Genomic DNA, 15,706 nt, shown 5'->3' with positions numbered 1-15,706 from the left:
TGTAAGCGCTTTTTTGTTAGTCGACAAAATTGTGCTTATTTATTCGGATATAGTTCGCCTGTAATTGCTGCAAATCTTCTTCGCTATACAGATCATAAAATTTGTCATCAAACTCATTCAGCGGATTATTATCATAAGACTTGCTAAACCCTTCTAAAGTACCGTCATTAAATTTATTTATTTGATGATAATTAGCTTCATAAACACGGTTAGCTTGCTGCGTTAAATCGGCAAATAAGCCAGCTCCTATTCTTCTTAATGCTTCGGGAAGTAGCTTGTAAAACTTGCCCTCAGTATTGTAATAGTATTGATTGAAGCCTCCATTATTTACCTGCCCTTCGAACACAAAAATTAAATACAAGTCTTGGCAAGGAGGATTTAAAGCCGCAACCGCGATCTCTTCATCGAGGTCTTGCGGCATTGCATTACATATTTTTTCAAAAATATCAAATGGCAAATCATCGTCAGAAATTGAATCTATCATTCCTGCCGTAAGGCCGTTGAGTTTGTTTGTACTCATGCTTCTTTGTATTATAATTATTTGAAAATAACAGCGATTCTACATCACATCAAACTCCGATTTCCATCCTATTTGCTTTTGCATTTGCTCAAAGGTAAAGTTCCCCATTTTAAGCACCTGGCCTTTTTTATTGATGTAGCCCGCTTGCTTGCAGTCGATGGTGTAATGTTTATCGCCATCATGAGCATGCGCATTGCCGCCCCATAGCACTTCTCTACAGGATTTACCAACTATGGCTTTGCCTCGGTAAAAACTGGTTGCGGCTTCAAATTGCTGCATAATTACTACTTGTCCCCGGGCATTGGCAAAGCCTATTCTGCCTTTGTTATCCACTATGCGTATCAAACCTTCACGCAGTTCATCGGGCGATGGTTCGCCTCTACTGGCGTTGTATACCTCAAAAAGCACTTTTTCGTTGCGATCAATAGCAAACCAGCCGTGCTTTTTTTTAAAACCTACCACAGCAAAGTGCTGCATAGTGTCGGTAAAGCAAACAGTATATTTAGCGGTATCGAGCCGTAGCACAGTATCGCCCTTGTGGTTCACGAAGGCATAGCTGTATTTATTTTTAAGCGTGGTGTCTTCGCGCAACGTAAGCCAGTCAGATTGCGCAAATGCACTTACGCACAACAGGATAAAAAAAACGGTGAGCAAGTATCTCATAAGTATTGATGAAAATATAACAATACAAACGCACTGATGTTAGCTAAAATTACTTTTCAGCTAATTCTATCCACACCGGCGCATGATCGCTCGTTTTTTCCCAGCCGCGTACGTGACGGTCCACACCGGCGCTTTTAAGGCGGTCGGCTATTTTAGGATTGAGCAGGAAATGGTCGATGCGTAGCCCGGCATCACGGCCATAAGCATTGCGGAAGTAGTCCCAAAAGGTATAAATAGTTTCAGTGGGATACAGCTTGCGTATAGCATCCGTCCAGCCTTGGGCAATCAGTTTATGAAAAGCGTCTCGTGTTTCGGGGCGGAACAGGGCATCGTCAACCCAGCGTTCGGGCTTGTACACGTCTTGCTCGGTTGGCATTACGTTAAAGTCGCCGGTGAGTATTACGGGTATATCAAGTTCAACCAGTCGGGCAGCATGTTTGTGTAGGCGTTCAAACCAACTCAGCTTGTAATCAAACTTCGGTCCGGGTGCGGGGTTGCCGTTGGGCAAGTATAGCCCTCCTATTAAAATACCGTTAACCACGGCTTCAATGTACCGGCTTTGGGTATCTTCATCATCACCGGGCAGGCCTCTGCTTACTTCCTGTATTTCCATACCCCGGGCCAGAATGGCTACCCCGTTCCAGCTTTTTTGGCCGTGCCATATGGCATTGTAACCGGCATCAATAATAGCCTGTTGGGGGAATTTCTCTTGCGGGGCTTTGAGTTCCTGCAAGCAAACTACATCTGGCTGTTCTTCGGCCAGCCAGCGGAGCAGTACGGGTAAGCGGCCGTTTACACCGTTAACATTATAGGTAGCAATTTTCATTATTCAATGTTACTAAAATGCAATATCATTTTAAACGAATGCCCTTCGCTAAGCACAAAAAAAGCCCTCATTACTGAGGGCTTCCCATTTAAAAATTATCTTATTACAGATTATTAATAGCTTCCTGCTCTTTGAGTGCCTGAATGTTGTTCTTGTTGTTGAACTCATCCGTTTCGCTGGCAAAGTCGTCCAGAATTGAGGCAATGTTGTCGAGGTTATCGGCTACACGCTGGTGCATGTCGGGCAGGTCTTTCTCCAGTCTTTTGTTACCCAGGTCAATGTTATCAACCTCAATTTTACCTAACTTTTGTATTACAGCCTGAAAACTGTTCCTTAAGTCTTCCAACTCGTGAACAATTTTCTCCATCAATTCTGATTTTTTTATCTTATCCATGTTGTTTTCAAGATTGGTTTCGATACTAATAGCAATCATTTTCAAAAAAAGTTTGATTTATAATTAATAACTAATAATTTAGTTGTTACAAATCTGACCTATGAGGACTACCTTAACCACCTTTCTGCTAACCTTGCTATCGCTGCTGATTGGCCGTGCTTACAGCCAAACCATCAACGAAACACAGTTACTCGAATACTATCAAAATCAAAAATTTTTGGAGGCGGCCAACTACCTCAGAGGAGCTTATATTGAACCTGTTACCGATATTACCGCCCTATCGCGCCTGGCCTATGCTTCGCAAATGGCGGGCAAGCTAAGTGATGCCGAAAACTACTATCAGCGCCTGTTTAATATCGACAGTACCAAACTATCCGTAATCAACAGCTTGGCGGGAATAAATTTGCGTCGAAGCAACTACAAAAAAGCTAACGATTATTACCAACGCATTATAAAGGTTGACAGCACTAACTTTTATGTTTACTCACAACTGGCACGTATTTGCACTTTTACGGGCGACAGCATAGGCTATGTAAAAGCGCTGGTAAAGGCCAACCAGCTCAACCCCGAAGATGCCGACGTGGCATCAGACCTGAGTAACGATTACGTTAGCCACAAAAAATTCAATGAAGCCGAAAACGTTTTAAACAAAGCCATAGCCGCCGACTCGCAAAATGTGGTGCTGCTGCAAAGCTTGTTAAGACTCACCCATGCCCAATCAAAATGGCCCGAAGCAATTAAAACCGGCATGCAGTTATTGCAACTGGGCGATGGCAGTTTTCCTACCTCGATGAAGTTAGGACAGGCTTATTACAAAGTAAAAAACTATACCTGCTGCCTCGAAGTACTGGCGGCAATGCCCGGCATCCAGCAAAATGAAACCTCATTTTATTACATGGGACTGAGCTATAAGGCACTTAAAAAGTACAGCAAAGCCCTCGATTGTTTGGATAAAGCTGTTAACGATGGCATATCATCGGGCGTGGCAACTTATTATGGCGAAATAGCGGGTACCTACCAGGAAACCCAGCGCTTTAAAAAGGCCGAGATTAACTATCAAAAGGGCTTGCAATTTGCCGAACGTCCGCTCCTGCTCTACTCATTGGCTACGCTATACGACAGCGACCTGAAAGATAAAGCCAAAGCCGTAAAGTATTATAAAAAATACCTGGCTACCAACCCGCCGGCACTGCAACAGGTATATGTTGATTATACCAAAACCCGCATAGGCGCGCTAACAACCGCTAAAAATTAACGCTGCATCAATCGCGCCACGTACTTGCCAATAATATCAAATTCGAGGTTTACCACTGAGCCTTGTTTAACATTTTGCAAATTGGTGTGCTCGTGCGTGTAAGGTATAATGGCCACCGAAAAGCTATTGGCTTGCGAGTTTACAACCGTTAAGCTGATACCATTAACGCATATCGAGCCTTTTTCAACCGTTACATTGCCGTTTGAGGTATCGTAGGTAAATGTATATTCCCAACTGCCGTCAAGCTCTTTATAGCCGGTACATACGGCGGTTTGGTCAACGTGGCCTTGCACAATATGACCGTCAAGGCGGGCATTCATTTGCATGCAGCGTTCGAGGTTTACCAAATCGCCTACCTGCAAATGGCCTATGTTCGATTTGTTGAGCGTTTCTTCAATAGCGGTGACCGTATGGCGACCATCGGCCACGGCAACCACAGTAAGGCAAACGCCATTATGCGCTACCGATTGATCTATCTTCAATTCGTGCGCAATATTGCTTTCCACAGTAATATGCACGTTGCTGCCTTCGTGCTGTAAATCGGCAACGCGGCCTAAAGTTTCTATAATTCCGGTAAACATATGCCCCCCAACCCCCTAAAGGGGGAGTATTTTGTGTTAAATAGTTATTCACGGCTGTCATTTCGAACGATAGAGAGAAATCTTCTCAGAGCGACAAGCGTATCCGGTCGAAAAGATTTCTCGTACCTCGAAATGACAGGTGGGTTATTAATTCTCGTCAAAACTAAGTATAATCTTCCCTCCATTTATCAGTTGTAAATCATTATCGGTAGTTTTAACTTAGCAAGAAACGGGTTTGTACACGCACAACGGCAAGGTACCTTTGTTTAAATGATGATTGATAATGGAAACGCAGAACGAGTTAGATTATAAAAGGATTGCCAGTGCTATTGAGTTTTTAAAGCTTAATTACAAAACCCAACCTACGCTGGATGATGTTGCGGCACATGTAAACCTGAGTCCGTTTCATTTTCAGCGCATGTTTACGGATTGGGCAGGGGTATCGCCCAAGCAGTTTTTAAAATACCTGAGCATTGAACACGCCAAAAGCATACTGACCGATAAGCAAGCCTCATTATTCGACGCAGCTTATGAAACCGGCCTATCGGGCACCGGCCGCCTGCACGACCTGTTTGTTAAAATTGAAGGTATGACACCCGGCGAATACAAGAACGGCGGCGAGCAACTGCACATTAATTACAGCTTTGTACAAACGCCTTTTGGCAACTTGCTGGTGGCATCAACCCCAAAAGGTATTTGCTACATGGCCTTTGCCGATGAACCGGAGCAAGAGGCGTTTATGAAACTTCAACACCGCCTTCCTAACGCCACCTACCAGCAACTTACCGACCAGGCACAACAAAATGCCCTGTTTATATTTACGCAAGACTGGAGCCGCCTAAACGAAATAAAACTACACCTCAAAGGCACGCCATTTCAGCTCAAAGTTTGGGAAACTTTGTTGAAGATACCTGTTGGCGGCTTAACCACCTATGGCCGGTTAGCAGCCGGTTTAAACAGCCCCAATGCCAGCAGGGCTGTAGGTACGGCCGTGGGCGATAACCCGGTAGCTTTCCTTATCCCTTGTCACCGGGTAATACGCTCAACCGGCGAAATTGGGCAGTACCACTGGGGCAGTACCCGCAAAAATGCCATGATAGGTTGGGAAGCATCTAAAGCATTGGCTGCGGCAATCTAATTTATACCCATTCAGTAAATTCCATGAATCTATTCAATACATCTGCCAATCTATTGCCTTACGATGGCGAAGCCATTTACCATGGTCCCATACTCAACCCCACCGAGGCCGATGATTATCTCAATACCTTATTGCAAACCATTGAATGGAAAAATGATGAGGCTGTAATTTTTGGCAGGCATATTATTACCAAACGTATGGTGGCCTGGTATGGTAACAACGACTATTCGTACACTTACTCCAACACCACCAAGCATGCTTTGCCATGGACTACAGAGTTACTTCAACTTAAAGTATTGGTAGAACAACACACTCATACTTCATTTAATTCCTGTTTGTTAAACTTATACCACGATGGTAACGAAGGTATGGGCTGGCATAGCGACGATGAAAAAGCGTTGGGGCGCGATAGCACCATTGCCTCTTTAACATTAGGTACCGAACGTAAGTTTGCCTTTAAACACCGGCAAACTAAATACAACACATCGGTCTTTCTACAAAACGGAAGTTTATTGGTGATGCAGGGTACTACGCAAACGCATTGGTTGCACAGCCTTCCTAAAACCACGCAAGTTACCCGGCCGCGGGTTAACCTTACATTTCGCAACATGCTGGTTTAACTATTAACTTGTAACATTTAATGATTTGATACACTCTAAATAGTAATATCAACCTGAATTTTTCTTTTGCACATATTATCATTAAAAACCTTACCAGCATGAAATTCAATTTATTAAACACAAATAAGCAAAGTAAAGCTGAAACTAAAAAAAGTAAGCTTCGCGAATGGGCAGATGCATTTTTATTTGCCCTTGTGGTGTCAACCATTATACGCGGATTGGTGTTTACGGCCTTTGCCATCCCATCAGGGTCAATGGAAGGCAGCCTGCTAACCGGTGATTATTTGTTTGTAAGTAAATTGAATTATGGTCCGCGTATGCCCATCACACCGGTATCTATCCCCTTCCTGGAATCGACTGTTGGAGGCGGGCATATCAAAACCTATTGGGATGGTATACAGCTACCATATTTCAGGTTGCCCGGGTTTACGGAAGTTAAGCGTGGCGATGTAGTAGTATTCAATTACCCGCCCGAAGCCGGCACCCACCCCATTGACATGCGCACACACTACATTAAACGCTGCCAGGGCTTACCCGGCGATGTGTTAAGCATTGTAAACGGACAAGTTTACGTAAATGGCAAAGCCGCCCGTAACGAGTTTAGGCAGCAAACCTCATACCTTGTCAAAACCGACGGCAGCTATTTGAGCCCTCAAACCCTGCATGATTTGCAAATTGAGGTAGCGGGCCAGTACTCGGCTAACGCGTATGTGATGATGATGAATGCCAATAGTTATAAAAACATCAAGGGCTATTCGAACATTATTTCGGCCGAGCCCATCATTGAACCTAAGGGTAAGTATGATGCAGGCATATATCCGCACAGCCCTATATTTAAATGGAACAACGATAATTATGGCCCACTCACCTTGCCTAAACAGGGTTATACCATTGCATTAAACGATTCTACAGTGGCACTTTACGGATCAGCTATAACTAATTATGAACATGCCAAACTGACACAAGCAAACAATCAATATTTTATAAACGGAACTAAATCAAACAACTATACATTCAAACTAAACTACTACTGGATGATGGGCGACAATCGCCACAACTCCGCCGACTCGCGCTCGTGGGGCTTTGTGCCCGAAGATCATATTGTAGGTAAAGCCGCCATAACCTGGCTAAGTGTGGACAGCACGCAAACTGGTTTAAACCACATCAGGTGGAATAGGATATTGAAATTGATTAAGTAACATGCTTGTTTAGGGTAAGGCCGTTAATATAGGACACTCCCCCGCCATTGGCTGTGTCCTCACAGCCAGCATTTGCGTTGCCGCTTTAGCCCCCTTACAATGTCGGTATTGCACCATACAAACATTCGCGGCATGCTATACCTTTGTTTTATATCAATTAAAAACGAAAGGAAAAAACACTATGCATCCGCTCACCACATTTTTATGGTTTAATACCGAGGCCGAAGAAGCTGCCAATTTTTATGTATCGATATTTAAAGATGCCGAAATTAAAAAAGTAACACGTACGCCCGAGGGTATTCCGGGTTTGGAAGGTGGTGCCGTGCTTACCGTTGAATTTACGTTGAACGGAACGCACTTTGTTACGCTTAACGGCAACACGCAATACAAATCAACCCCATCAGTATCATTTGTAGTAAACTGCGATACCCAGGAAGAAGTTGACCATTATTGGGACAATTTGCTCGAAGGCGGCCAATCAATGGCTTGCGGCTGGCTTACCGATAAATACAGCATCAGCTGGCAAATTACGCCCACCATCTTGCCTAAACTCATCAGCGATCCTAATCAAAAGAAAGCAAATGCTGCCATGCAGGCCATGATGAAAATGATAAAGCTGGACATACCATCGCTGCAAAAAGCTTATGACGAAGCATAGGTATTCATAAAATAACAAGCCCGGTGTGTTACCGGGCTTGTTATTTTATGAATTTAATCAGGCAATATCCTTTTGAATATTGTGGTGCTTGCAACTGGTGCATCAGCAGGATAACTTGTGTAGTTTAAAGTAAGCTTATCATCATTTACCGTAAAAGTAGCATTTTCATATATTTTACCTGTAAACGGTGCTCTCGAAATAACTTTATTATTTTCCCTGCTAACCGTTTCTGTAATATTAATATTTAAATGATCACCCTTTACAATAAAAGTACCTTTTAGTTCAGTTGTAGGTGTAACTGCAGGCTTTGAATAATCAATTATCAAAAATTTTACGCTGTCGCCATAAAAATGAATATGTCTTTCGGTACTTGCTGGCAATTTTTCATACCACTCTCCCAAAATTGTGCTTGATGGGTTTTTGTCTTTTTTGCAAGAGAACAGGGTGAGAGACAATGCAGTGCATACCAAAAATTGTAATGCATGCTTGCGTAGGTTAGGCGTTATTTTCATCATTATATATATTTATATTACTGTACGTAATAAAAACAAATACTGCTACAGTTGTATAATATTAAATTTTAGATAATTTAAAACAGCTATCACCCATATTTTTTTTTCTTCGTCATTTTAGCCTTTTCACCCGAACTGTAGTTATAATTCTTCGAGTTCTTGGCTTTCTTTTCGTGGAAAGCAGCTCCGCGCTCGGGTTCTTCGGTCTGGGTTTTGGCTTCTTTCTCTTCTTCCGATAGTTTTTTGCGTTCCTTTTCTATAACCAGATCTTCGGGCAAATCGCCAACCTGAATTTTGTGACCGGTAGCTTGCTCTATTTTGCGCACGCCGTTCAACTCCAAGTCAGTAACAAAGGTTAGTGCCATGGTTTCGGCATCAGGCTTGTGGGCATCGCTTTTAACGCGGGTTACATAGGTTTCTACATCTGCCGGCAACTCAAAATGCAACAAAAACGGTACGTCCTGCAAAGGCAGCTCGCCTACATCCTCATTCACCACTATTAAGGTACGAACGGTTTCATCGGCCATAAAATCTTCAACAGATGAAAAGCCCGTCCACTCAAAAAACCAGGGGCTAAATATAGCCACAATGTTATTATTGCGGTTTTGTAAGGTTTTATACAATTTTTCGGCAGTTGGGCGGGTATTTACAAACACTATGGTTTTGGTAAACAACTCTTCATCCTGCATAAACAGGCGCAACAAATTAAGTTTGGTGCCAAAGTTGGGTACGTGGTACAGCAGCTGGTCAATGGTATCAAAAGCAGGCTCCCCTATCTCTTCAACCTCAATGGTTGCCGGCTGGCGCATAAAGGTGCTTATCATCCGGTCGAGCTTATCGTGCATAACCTCGGTAAACACCAGGTGCTGTCCTTTTTGAATGCTGGCCGCCAGTTCGTTTACGGGCAGTTGAAGGCCCTGTTTTACGATCAGGTCGGCATCATCAATCACCAGCAGTTCAACCGTGTTGAGGTTAAGCCCCAATTTAAGGTATATGGCACGGGCACGGTCGGGCGTGGCCACCACAATGTCGGCACCTTCGGCCATATCATCCATCTGGGCTTCGGTACCGGGTGCAGGGTACAAGCCAACTAAACGGATGGATTTGTTGGTATTGAGTTGATTAAAACGTTCGATAACTGCTTCTACTGCTTCGCGGTCGGGCACTAATATCAGCACGCGGGTAACCCCATCGGCTGCATAGGTAAACCGGCTTAAAGCACCCATTATATATGTAGTGGTTTTACCGCAACCGTTAGGGCCTATGGCAATTATGTCTTGTCCGCCTGCTATGCGCGACAAAGTTTTTTGCTGTATCTCGGTTGGTCCGTTAAAACCTGCTTCGGTTAAAGCACGCACCAATCCTTTTTTGAGTTTGAGTTTTTCTGCCCAGGCCATTCGTTATCTCTTGCTTATAAAAAAAGAAAGCAAAATTACCGTTTTTAGTTGGGATGGTGAGGAGAAAGTTTTGGAGGGGGTGTTTTTTAGCTTTTAAGAGCAATGGAATGTGCGATTCTCCTTTAGAGAGGGGGTGCAGGTGTGTATCATTTAAATTCAGAAGTAGACCATGCAAGCGGAGGACACACCCCTGCTACCGCTCTCGCCTAACGCGCCCCCTCTCAAGAGGGGAAATCTATCATGCTTGTTGCTCGAGCGCTGCCGCAGGCAAATCTATCCAAAACGTAGTACCCACACCTTCCTTACTTTCAAACCAAATGATGCCTTTGTTTTGCATGACCATATCACGGCATAAGATGAGGCCAAGGTGGTTTCCTTTTTCGCCCTGGGTGCCGGTGGTTAGGGTATGATCAAGATTAAATACCTTATCCTGTTCTGCTTCGCTCATGCCGCGCCCGGTATCGGTTATGCTTATGAGTACCCTTTCGTCGTGAACTTCGGCACTAAAGGTAATACTGTTAGTAGGATTACAAAATTTGATACTGTTAGAAAGCAGGTTGCGTATAACCAGGCTTATCATGTTCCTGTCGGCATAAATGCATACCGGTTGAACTACTTCATTAACAACTTGAAGATTTTTTAAAGCGATCTTAGTATCGTATAAACAGATGTTCTCGTTAATACAATCGGCAACGTTAAAATTAACCGGGGTAATTTTAATACCATCAAACTGACTTTTCGACCATTCAAGCAAATTGTCCAGAAAATTACCGGTAGTTAATATCGTGTCTTCGAGTTTAACCAACATTTCGCCCAGTTCTTTCTCGCCAATATCGCCATCATGATAAATGCTGAACAGCGATTGTAAAGTGCTCAAAGGGCTACGTAAATCATGCGATACGATGGAGAAAAACTTATTTTTCACATCGTTAAGGCGCCCCAACTCCACATTTTGGCGGTGACTGAGATCCATTTGTGCACTAAGCTCATGGTTCACTGCTTCAAGTTCGCTATTGATCAAGGCGATTTCGTATTTTTGTTGAGTGAGCAGTTTGTTGGCGGCCTGCTTTTCGAGATTACGCTTGTACTGAATAAATAATAGCAAAACCACCAGCGCCAGTATAACTACTACAATAATCAGCACGCTGCCATAATTATTAATACGGGCAACATAATCGGTATTTTGACGGGCAATGATGTGATTATCTTTGGTTAGTTCGGCATTCTCTAAACGGATGCGGTTAAACTCACCCAAGGTTACATTTTTGAGCGCATTATCGGCCCTAATGCTATCCAGGTTGGCCACATAGCGCGATTGATAATCAAAAGCTATATCCACCTGTTTACGCATTTTGTAAACCATTACCAGCTTTTGCAACGCATCCGACAGTGCTATTTTTGATTGCGCAGCCTGAGCCAGGTTTAAGGCTACCAGAGCATGTTCTTCGGCATGTGCATCGTCTTGAGTGGCCAGGTAAACATCGGCCAGCATGGTGTGTGTGGTAGCTTCTTCAAACTTATCATGCAGGGTGCGGAAGCCGTTTACGGCAATATTAAAGTGCTTTATAGCCTCGTTATATTCCTTTTTACGATAATATAACCTACCTAACCCCTTACGCGATAACGAGCCGCCATTAATATCACCTACCCCCTCGCGTATTTCTAAGCTTTTGTTGAGGTGCGAAAGGGCTTTGGTAAACTGCCCGGTAACCTGGTAACAATTGCCTAATTCATACAAGGCACTGCCAACTCCGGCGTTATCATTAGCGGCAGTATAACTTTTAAGTGCCTGCTGAAAATAGCTTTCGGCAAGGCCATACTGCTTCATCTCGTAATATATAGAGCCGATATTGACCAGGCATTGGTTAATACCACGGGTGTATTTTATTTTTTTATAAACGTTTAAAGCCTTGATATTATACTTAATAGACTCCTGCTCATCATCCAGCCTGTCATAAGCATATGCCAAACAGGCCAGGCTACGGCCCATGCCCAGCTGGTATTTAATTTTAGCCGATTCGGTATAAGCAACATCAAAATAATACAAAGCACTATCCAAACGGCTTTGAATACCGTATGAAATGCCCATGTTTACATATGAATCGGCCACGGCTTCATGGTTGCCAAGCTTATTGGCCAACTGTTTGTAAATGTTAGCGTAGTAAAATTTCTTTTTTGGATCGACCGATGAATATGCTTCAGTTACTTGTTGCAGCAAACGCAGGCGCGCGCTATCGGGCATGGATTTTTTAAGCAGATTCTCCAGCGAATCGACCTTTTGTTTTTGGGCAAACACTGGAGCAGCAAACACCACCAAACATAGCGTACAGGCATACACTACGCTCCCGGTAAAGGATTTAACAGCGTTTAAATTGAACATAGGGGGTTACCAAATATAAAGGTATTGCCGCCTTTTACGAAAATATTATGAAAATAGTTATTATACTAATTAATAATAGCCGAAGGTGCCATACCAAAGGCTTTTTTAAACGCAAAAGAAAAGTGCGAGAAGTCTTTAAACCCCACCTCCATGTACACATCTGATACACGGTGCCCCTTCTCTTTAATTAAATAATAGGCATCAGTTAAACGCTTTTGCTGGAGCCATTTGTTGGGTGTGGAATTAAAGACACGGGTAAAATCGCGCTTAAAAGTGGCCAGGCTGCGGCCGGTAAGGTAAGCAAACCTGCTTATATCAACGTTATAGCGGTAGTTGGCATTCATATAAGCTTCCAAATCAATCTTGCCAGGTTCGCTAAAGTCAAAAAGTGCATCCTTTAATGCGGCATTGGTTTGCAGCAATAGCATCACACACTCTTTAACCTTATGCCTGCTCAAGGCCGGGCTTATGTTTTGTTCGGCATCCATGTACGGGCTTAATGAGTTGGCGTACCCCTGCAGCAATGGGTTGGGTTTGAGTAATACGGCCGCATCACCGGTGTAGGTTTTATCAGGATGAATATCAAGTTCGGCGCTTATTTCCTGCAAAATATGCTTATCCATGTATACGCTTAACGATTTAAACTCGCCACCCGGTGGTGGCTGCTTTACAAACCGGCACAATTGATTTTTACGAAAGAAGCGAAAATCGCCCTCTTTAAAATCATAATTCTTGCCGCCCACATGCATTTGCTGTGTACCCGATAATATATAACTGAATATATGCTCTGGTATAAACTGCTCACCCTCACCGCTGCGGTAGGTATAACAGGAGTACAGTATATGAGGCTTTTGACCAAGTAAATGAACTGGCATAATTCAAATGTATTAATTATAACGCGGCTTTTTAACTCCCCCATTTGAGGGGGCGGTTAGTTGGAAAAAATGACAGGGGTGTATCATTCGCCAACTTTGCATACTCGAATCACACACCCCTGCGCCTCTCAAGAGGGAATATCCAACTTTACGCTTTTACTTCTTCGCAAAAAACTTTTTACCCATTTCCGATTCAAAGAAGTTTTCGGCATCATCATGATCGGTTGATACGCTTACGTTAAGCCATTTTTCCGTCTCTGCATGGCGGGTTTCATTAGCCATTTTGAGCATGCCTATGGCTTCGCTGCCTAATACAAGGTGTATGGGTGGCTCGGGGTTAGCGGCAAGTTCAACCATTACTTTTGCGGCTTTATCGGGGTCGCCTACGGGCTTAAAGCTGCCGCTCTTGAAGTAATTAGCGCGTACGGCTACTGTTTCTTCGTAACCCTCTACATCGGGGGCGTAGCTCATCGAGTCGCCCGCCCAATCGGTACGAAAACCGCCCGGTTCAACGCAGGTAACTAATATACCTAAGGGCGCAACCTCTTTGGCCAGCGCCTCGCTAAAACCGGCTAAACCAAACTTGGCAGCCTGGTATACAGAAACGCCCGGGTTACCCACCCGGCCACCTATCGAGCTTATTTGCAGTATACGGCCCGAGCGTTGTTTGCGCATGTAAGGCAATACTGCACGGGTAATTTCAATTGGGGCATACAAATTGGTTTCTATCTGGCTGCGCACCTGCTCGTTGGTAAAAGCTTCTGCTGCGCCGGTTATACCAAAACCGGCATTATTCACCAGCACGTCTATCTGGCCAAAATACGCCACGGTATCGGTTACTGCCTTATGCACGGCATCATAATCGGTAACATCTAAAGCTATTACTTTAAGCTGATTCGGGTATTGCGCCGCTAAATCGTCGAGTGTATTTATGTTGCGTGCTGTGGCAGCTACTTTATCGCCCGATGCCAAAACAGCTTCGGTAAGGCTGCGTCCCAATCCGCGGGAACTGCCTGTTATAAACCATACTTTTGTCATTGTTTTCTTGCTTTTGTTATGATACAAAGGTAGCCTCATCAACGCACTAACGTTTTGTTGTAAGGCTCAACCTGCTTTGTTCAAAAGCTCAAAAAACTATAACATTTTATCTACCGCAACCTGGTTAGCTTTGGCACGCATAGGCTTTACGTACAATTCATCAACCAATATCATCACTATAGCCAGCAGTGGAACGGCCAGTATAATACCTAAAGCCCCCGAGAGCGTCCCCATCAATATCTGGCTGATGATGGTTAACGCCGGTGGCATGTTAATGAGCTTATTTTGAATGATGGGTGTTATTACATTACCCACAATGGTTTGTGTTACAATGTACATAAGCGTTACAATAATAGCCGTATTGGTGCTTATGGTTAGTGCCAGCAACACGCCCGGTATCATGGCGGCAGCGGTACCAAAATTGGGTATAATACGAAGTGTTCCGGCTATGAGCGCCAGTACTAACGCCACAGGTATATTCATGTAGCTTAACCCGATCGTGAGTATTACGGTTACCAATACTGTGGCCAGCAAAGTGCCTTTTAACCACCCTTTAAGCGACAGGCTGATGCGGTTAATTACATATAAGCCCATAAACTTCTTATTTTCGGGCAGCAGCAGTAAAATACCGTCTTTATATATTGATGGGTTAATGCTGAAAAATATGCCTAAAAACATAATGATATACATGTTGCCCAACACACCAAAACTGGTGCTGAAGAACGTTTGTGCCGTATCCATCATTTTTTGGTTGCTGTTGCGGCCATTAAAATACTCAAGCACTTTGCGTCCTAACGGGTTTTCGCCCAGTTTAGTTTGAAAGTTGCTGATGGTGTGTGGCAGCGTATCACTCAACTCAGATACCTGTGTGGCAATTTTGGTGCCCATAAACCACAATGATAAACCCAGCAAGGCAAACGTACCCCCTACCGAAATTAACATAGCCCACTTGCGCGTTAACCTCGTGTTACGCTCTACCAAATCGCCCAGGCCATGAAAGTACACAGATATGAGCGCGCCGCAAAGTATCATGAGCAGCAGGTTAAATGCTACACGGGCAATAAGTATAATGATAACCAGCAGGGCTATTATGGCAACGGTTTGCCATACTTTTTGAATATAGGTTAACTCCTTTTGAGTAGTTTGCTCAGTTTTGCTTTTGTTGATCATGGGTAGCTATGCAGAAAAGATACCGTAATTACAGTTTTACAACTTAAATGTTTTACCGATTGAACTAAGCAAGTTATCTGTTATATCTCCAACCGCCAACCTAACTCCTCTCTTCATGATAATGTCATCTCTCAAATTCCATATTGACATATCGGGAATTTCCGATATATATTTGCACTATGAATCAGGTAGAAATTTTTAAAGCGCTTTCAAACAAAACCCGGTTACAAATTTTACAATGGCTCAAAACCCCTGAAATGAGCTTTCCGGACCAGGCACACAATGGCTATGAGCATGGGGTTTGTGTGGGGCAAATACAGGCTAAGGCGGGTGTTACGCAATCAACAGTATCTGAATACCTGTCTACCCTGCAACGTGCGGGACTTATTACCGCCACCCGTGCCGGGCAATGGACCTATTACCGCCGCAATGAGGAAGCTTTTGCTGCCTTGAGCCAGTTTTTTGATAACGAAATTTAAC

General features: G+C 43.6%; 17 protein-coding genes. 6 read left to right on the top strand and 11 right to left on the bottom strand.

Annotated features, from left to right (window positions below; all coding sequences use genetic code 11):
• Window positions 1-16 precede the first annotated feature (16 nt).
• The 4 genes from QE417_RS23340 to QE417_RS23325 form a co-directional block, all read right to left on the bottom strand.
• Entirely contained in the window at window positions 17-520 is a 504-nt protein-coding gene (locus tag QE417_RS23340) for a DMP19 family protein (RefSeq protein WP_311954443.1), read from the bottom strand.
• 39 nt (window positions 521-559) lie between these two features.
• On the bottom strand, window positions 560-1,183 hold the full coding sequence (locus tag QE417_RS23335; RefSeq protein ID WP_311954440.1) for a hypothetical protein: 624 nt from the start codon (window positions 1,181-1,183) through the stop codon (window positions 560-562).
• A 49-nt stretch (window positions 1,184-1,232) separates the two neighbouring features.
• A complete protein-coding gene (gene xth, locus QE417_RS23330; protein WP_311954437.1) occupies window positions 1,233-2,009 on the bottom strand; it encodes an exodeoxyribonuclease III in 777 nt (258 codons plus the stop codon).
• Between the two features lie 103 nt (window positions 2,010-2,112).
• Window positions 2,113-2,403 carry a hypothetical protein gene (locus tag QE417_RS23325; RefSeq protein ID WP_311954696.1) on the bottom strand — a complete coding sequence of 97 codons (291 nt, stop codon included), beginning with the start codon at window positions 2,401-2,403 and terminating at the stop codon, window positions 2,113-2,115.
• Window positions 2,404-2,503: 100 nt separating this feature from the next.
• Here QE417_RS23325 and QE417_RS23320 point away from each other — a divergent pair, with 100 nt between their 5' ends.
• Window positions 2,504-3,658, top strand: coding sequence for a tetratricopeptide repeat protein (locus tag QE417_RS23320; protein WP_311954434.1), 1,155 nt, complete (start codon window positions 2,504-2,506; stop codon window positions 3,656-3,658).
• Here the strand turns inward: QE417_RS23320 and QE417_RS23315 are convergent.
• Window positions 3,655-4,239 carry a riboflavin synthase gene (locus QE417_RS23315; RefSeq protein WP_311954431.1) on the bottom strand — a complete coding sequence of 195 codons (585 nt, stop codon included), beginning with the start codon at window positions 4,237-4,239 and terminating at the stop codon, window positions 3,655-3,657. The two genes, QE417_RS23320 and QE417_RS23315, sit on opposite strands and share 4 nt — an antisense overlap.
• Window positions 4,240-4,522: 283 nt before the next feature.
• Between QE417_RS23315 and QE417_RS23310 the strand changes: the two genes are divergently transcribed.
• The 4 genes from QE417_RS23310 (at window position 4,523) to QE417_RS23295 (ending at window position 7,854) form a co-directional block, all read left to right on the top strand.
• Entirely contained in the window at window positions 4,523-5,377 is an 855-nt protein-coding gene (locus QE417_RS23310) for a bifunctional helix-turn-helix domain-containing protein/methylated-DNA--[protein]-cysteine S-methyltransferase (RefSeq protein WP_311954425.1), read from the top strand.
• Window positions 5,378-5,400: 23 nt separating this feature from the next.
• Entirely contained in the window at window positions 5,401-5,997 is a 597-nt protein-coding gene (locus QE417_RS23305; RefSeq protein ID WP_311954421.1) for an alpha-ketoglutarate-dependent dioxygenase AlkB family protein, read from the top strand.
• A gap of 98 nt (window positions 5,998-6,095) precedes the next feature.
• On the top strand, window positions 6,096-7,196 hold the full coding sequence (lepB, locus tag QE417_RS23300; RefSeq protein WP_311954418.1) for a signal peptidase I: 1,101 nt from the start codon (window positions 6,096-6,098) through the stop codon (window positions 7,194-7,196).
• A gap of 181 nt (window positions 7,197-7,377) precedes the next feature.
• Window positions 7,378-7,854, top strand: coding sequence for a VOC family protein (locus QE417_RS23295; RefSeq protein WP_311954415.1), 477 nt, complete (start codon window positions 7,378-7,380; stop codon window positions 7,852-7,854).
• Window positions 7,855-7,907: 53 nt separating this feature from the next.
• On the opposite strand, the gene QE417_RS23290 is transcribed toward QE417_RS23295, so the two are convergent.
• The 6 genes from QE417_RS23290 to QE417_RS23265 form a co-directional block, all read right to left on the bottom strand.
• Window positions 7,908-8,369, bottom strand: a complete 462-nt coding sequence (locus QE417_RS23290; RefSeq protein ID WP_311954412.1) for a hypothetical protein — start codon at window positions 8,367-8,369, stop codon at window positions 7,908-7,910.
• Between the two features lie 86 nt (window positions 8,370-8,455).
• The gene (locus tag QE417_RS23285; protein ID WP_311954410.1) at window positions 8,456-9,763 is read right to left on the bottom strand and encodes a DEAD/DEAH box helicase; all 1,308 of its coding nucleotides are present in this window, start codon (window positions 9,761-9,763) and stop codon (window positions 8,456-8,458) included.
• 238 nt (window positions 9,764-10,001) lie between these two features.
• Window positions 10,002-12,143: a tetratricopeptide repeat-containing sensor histidine kinase gene (locus QE417_RS23280; RefSeq protein ID WP_311954406.1), complete on the bottom strand. Its 2,142-nt coding sequence runs from the start codon at window positions 12,141-12,143 to the stop codon at window positions 10,002-10,004.
• Window positions 12,144-12,208: 65 nt separating this feature from the next.
• Complete coding sequence (locus QE417_RS23275) at window positions 12,209-13,018, bottom strand: AraC family transcriptional regulator (protein WP_311954403.1); 810 nt, start codon at window positions 13,016-13,018, stop codon at window positions 12,209-12,211.
• 156 nt (window positions 13,019-13,174) lie between these two features.
• Window positions 13,175-14,056 (bottom strand): SDR family oxidoreductase, encoded by an 882-nt coding sequence (locus tag QE417_RS23270; RefSeq protein ID WP_311954400.1) that lies wholly within the window; start codon window positions 14,054-14,056, stop codon window positions 13,175-13,177.
• A 96-nt stretch (window positions 14,057-14,152) separates the two neighbouring features.
• On the bottom strand, window positions 14,153-15,226 hold the full coding sequence (locus QE417_RS23265; protein WP_311954397.1) for an AI-2E family transporter: 1,074 nt from the start codon (window positions 15,224-15,226) through the stop codon (window positions 14,153-14,155).
• 179 nt (window positions 15,227-15,405) lie between these two features.
• Here QE417_RS23265 and QE417_RS23260 point away from each other — a divergent pair, with 179 nt between their 5' ends.
• Complete coding sequence (locus QE417_RS23260) at window positions 15,406-15,705, top strand: ArsR/SmtB family transcription factor (protein ID WP_311954394.1); 300 nt, start codon at window positions 15,406-15,408, stop codon at window positions 15,703-15,705.
• Window position 15,706 lies beyond the last annotated feature (1 nt).

It is taken from the genome of Mucilaginibacter terrae (assembly GCF_031951985.1).
GTDB lineage: Bacteria > Bacteroidota > Bacteroidia > Sphingobacteriales > Sphingobacteriaceae > Mucilaginibacter > Mucilaginibacter terrae_A.
The sequence above is the reverse complement of the archived record's forward strand: the minus strand, read 5'-3'. Positions and strand labels throughout refer to the sequence as shown.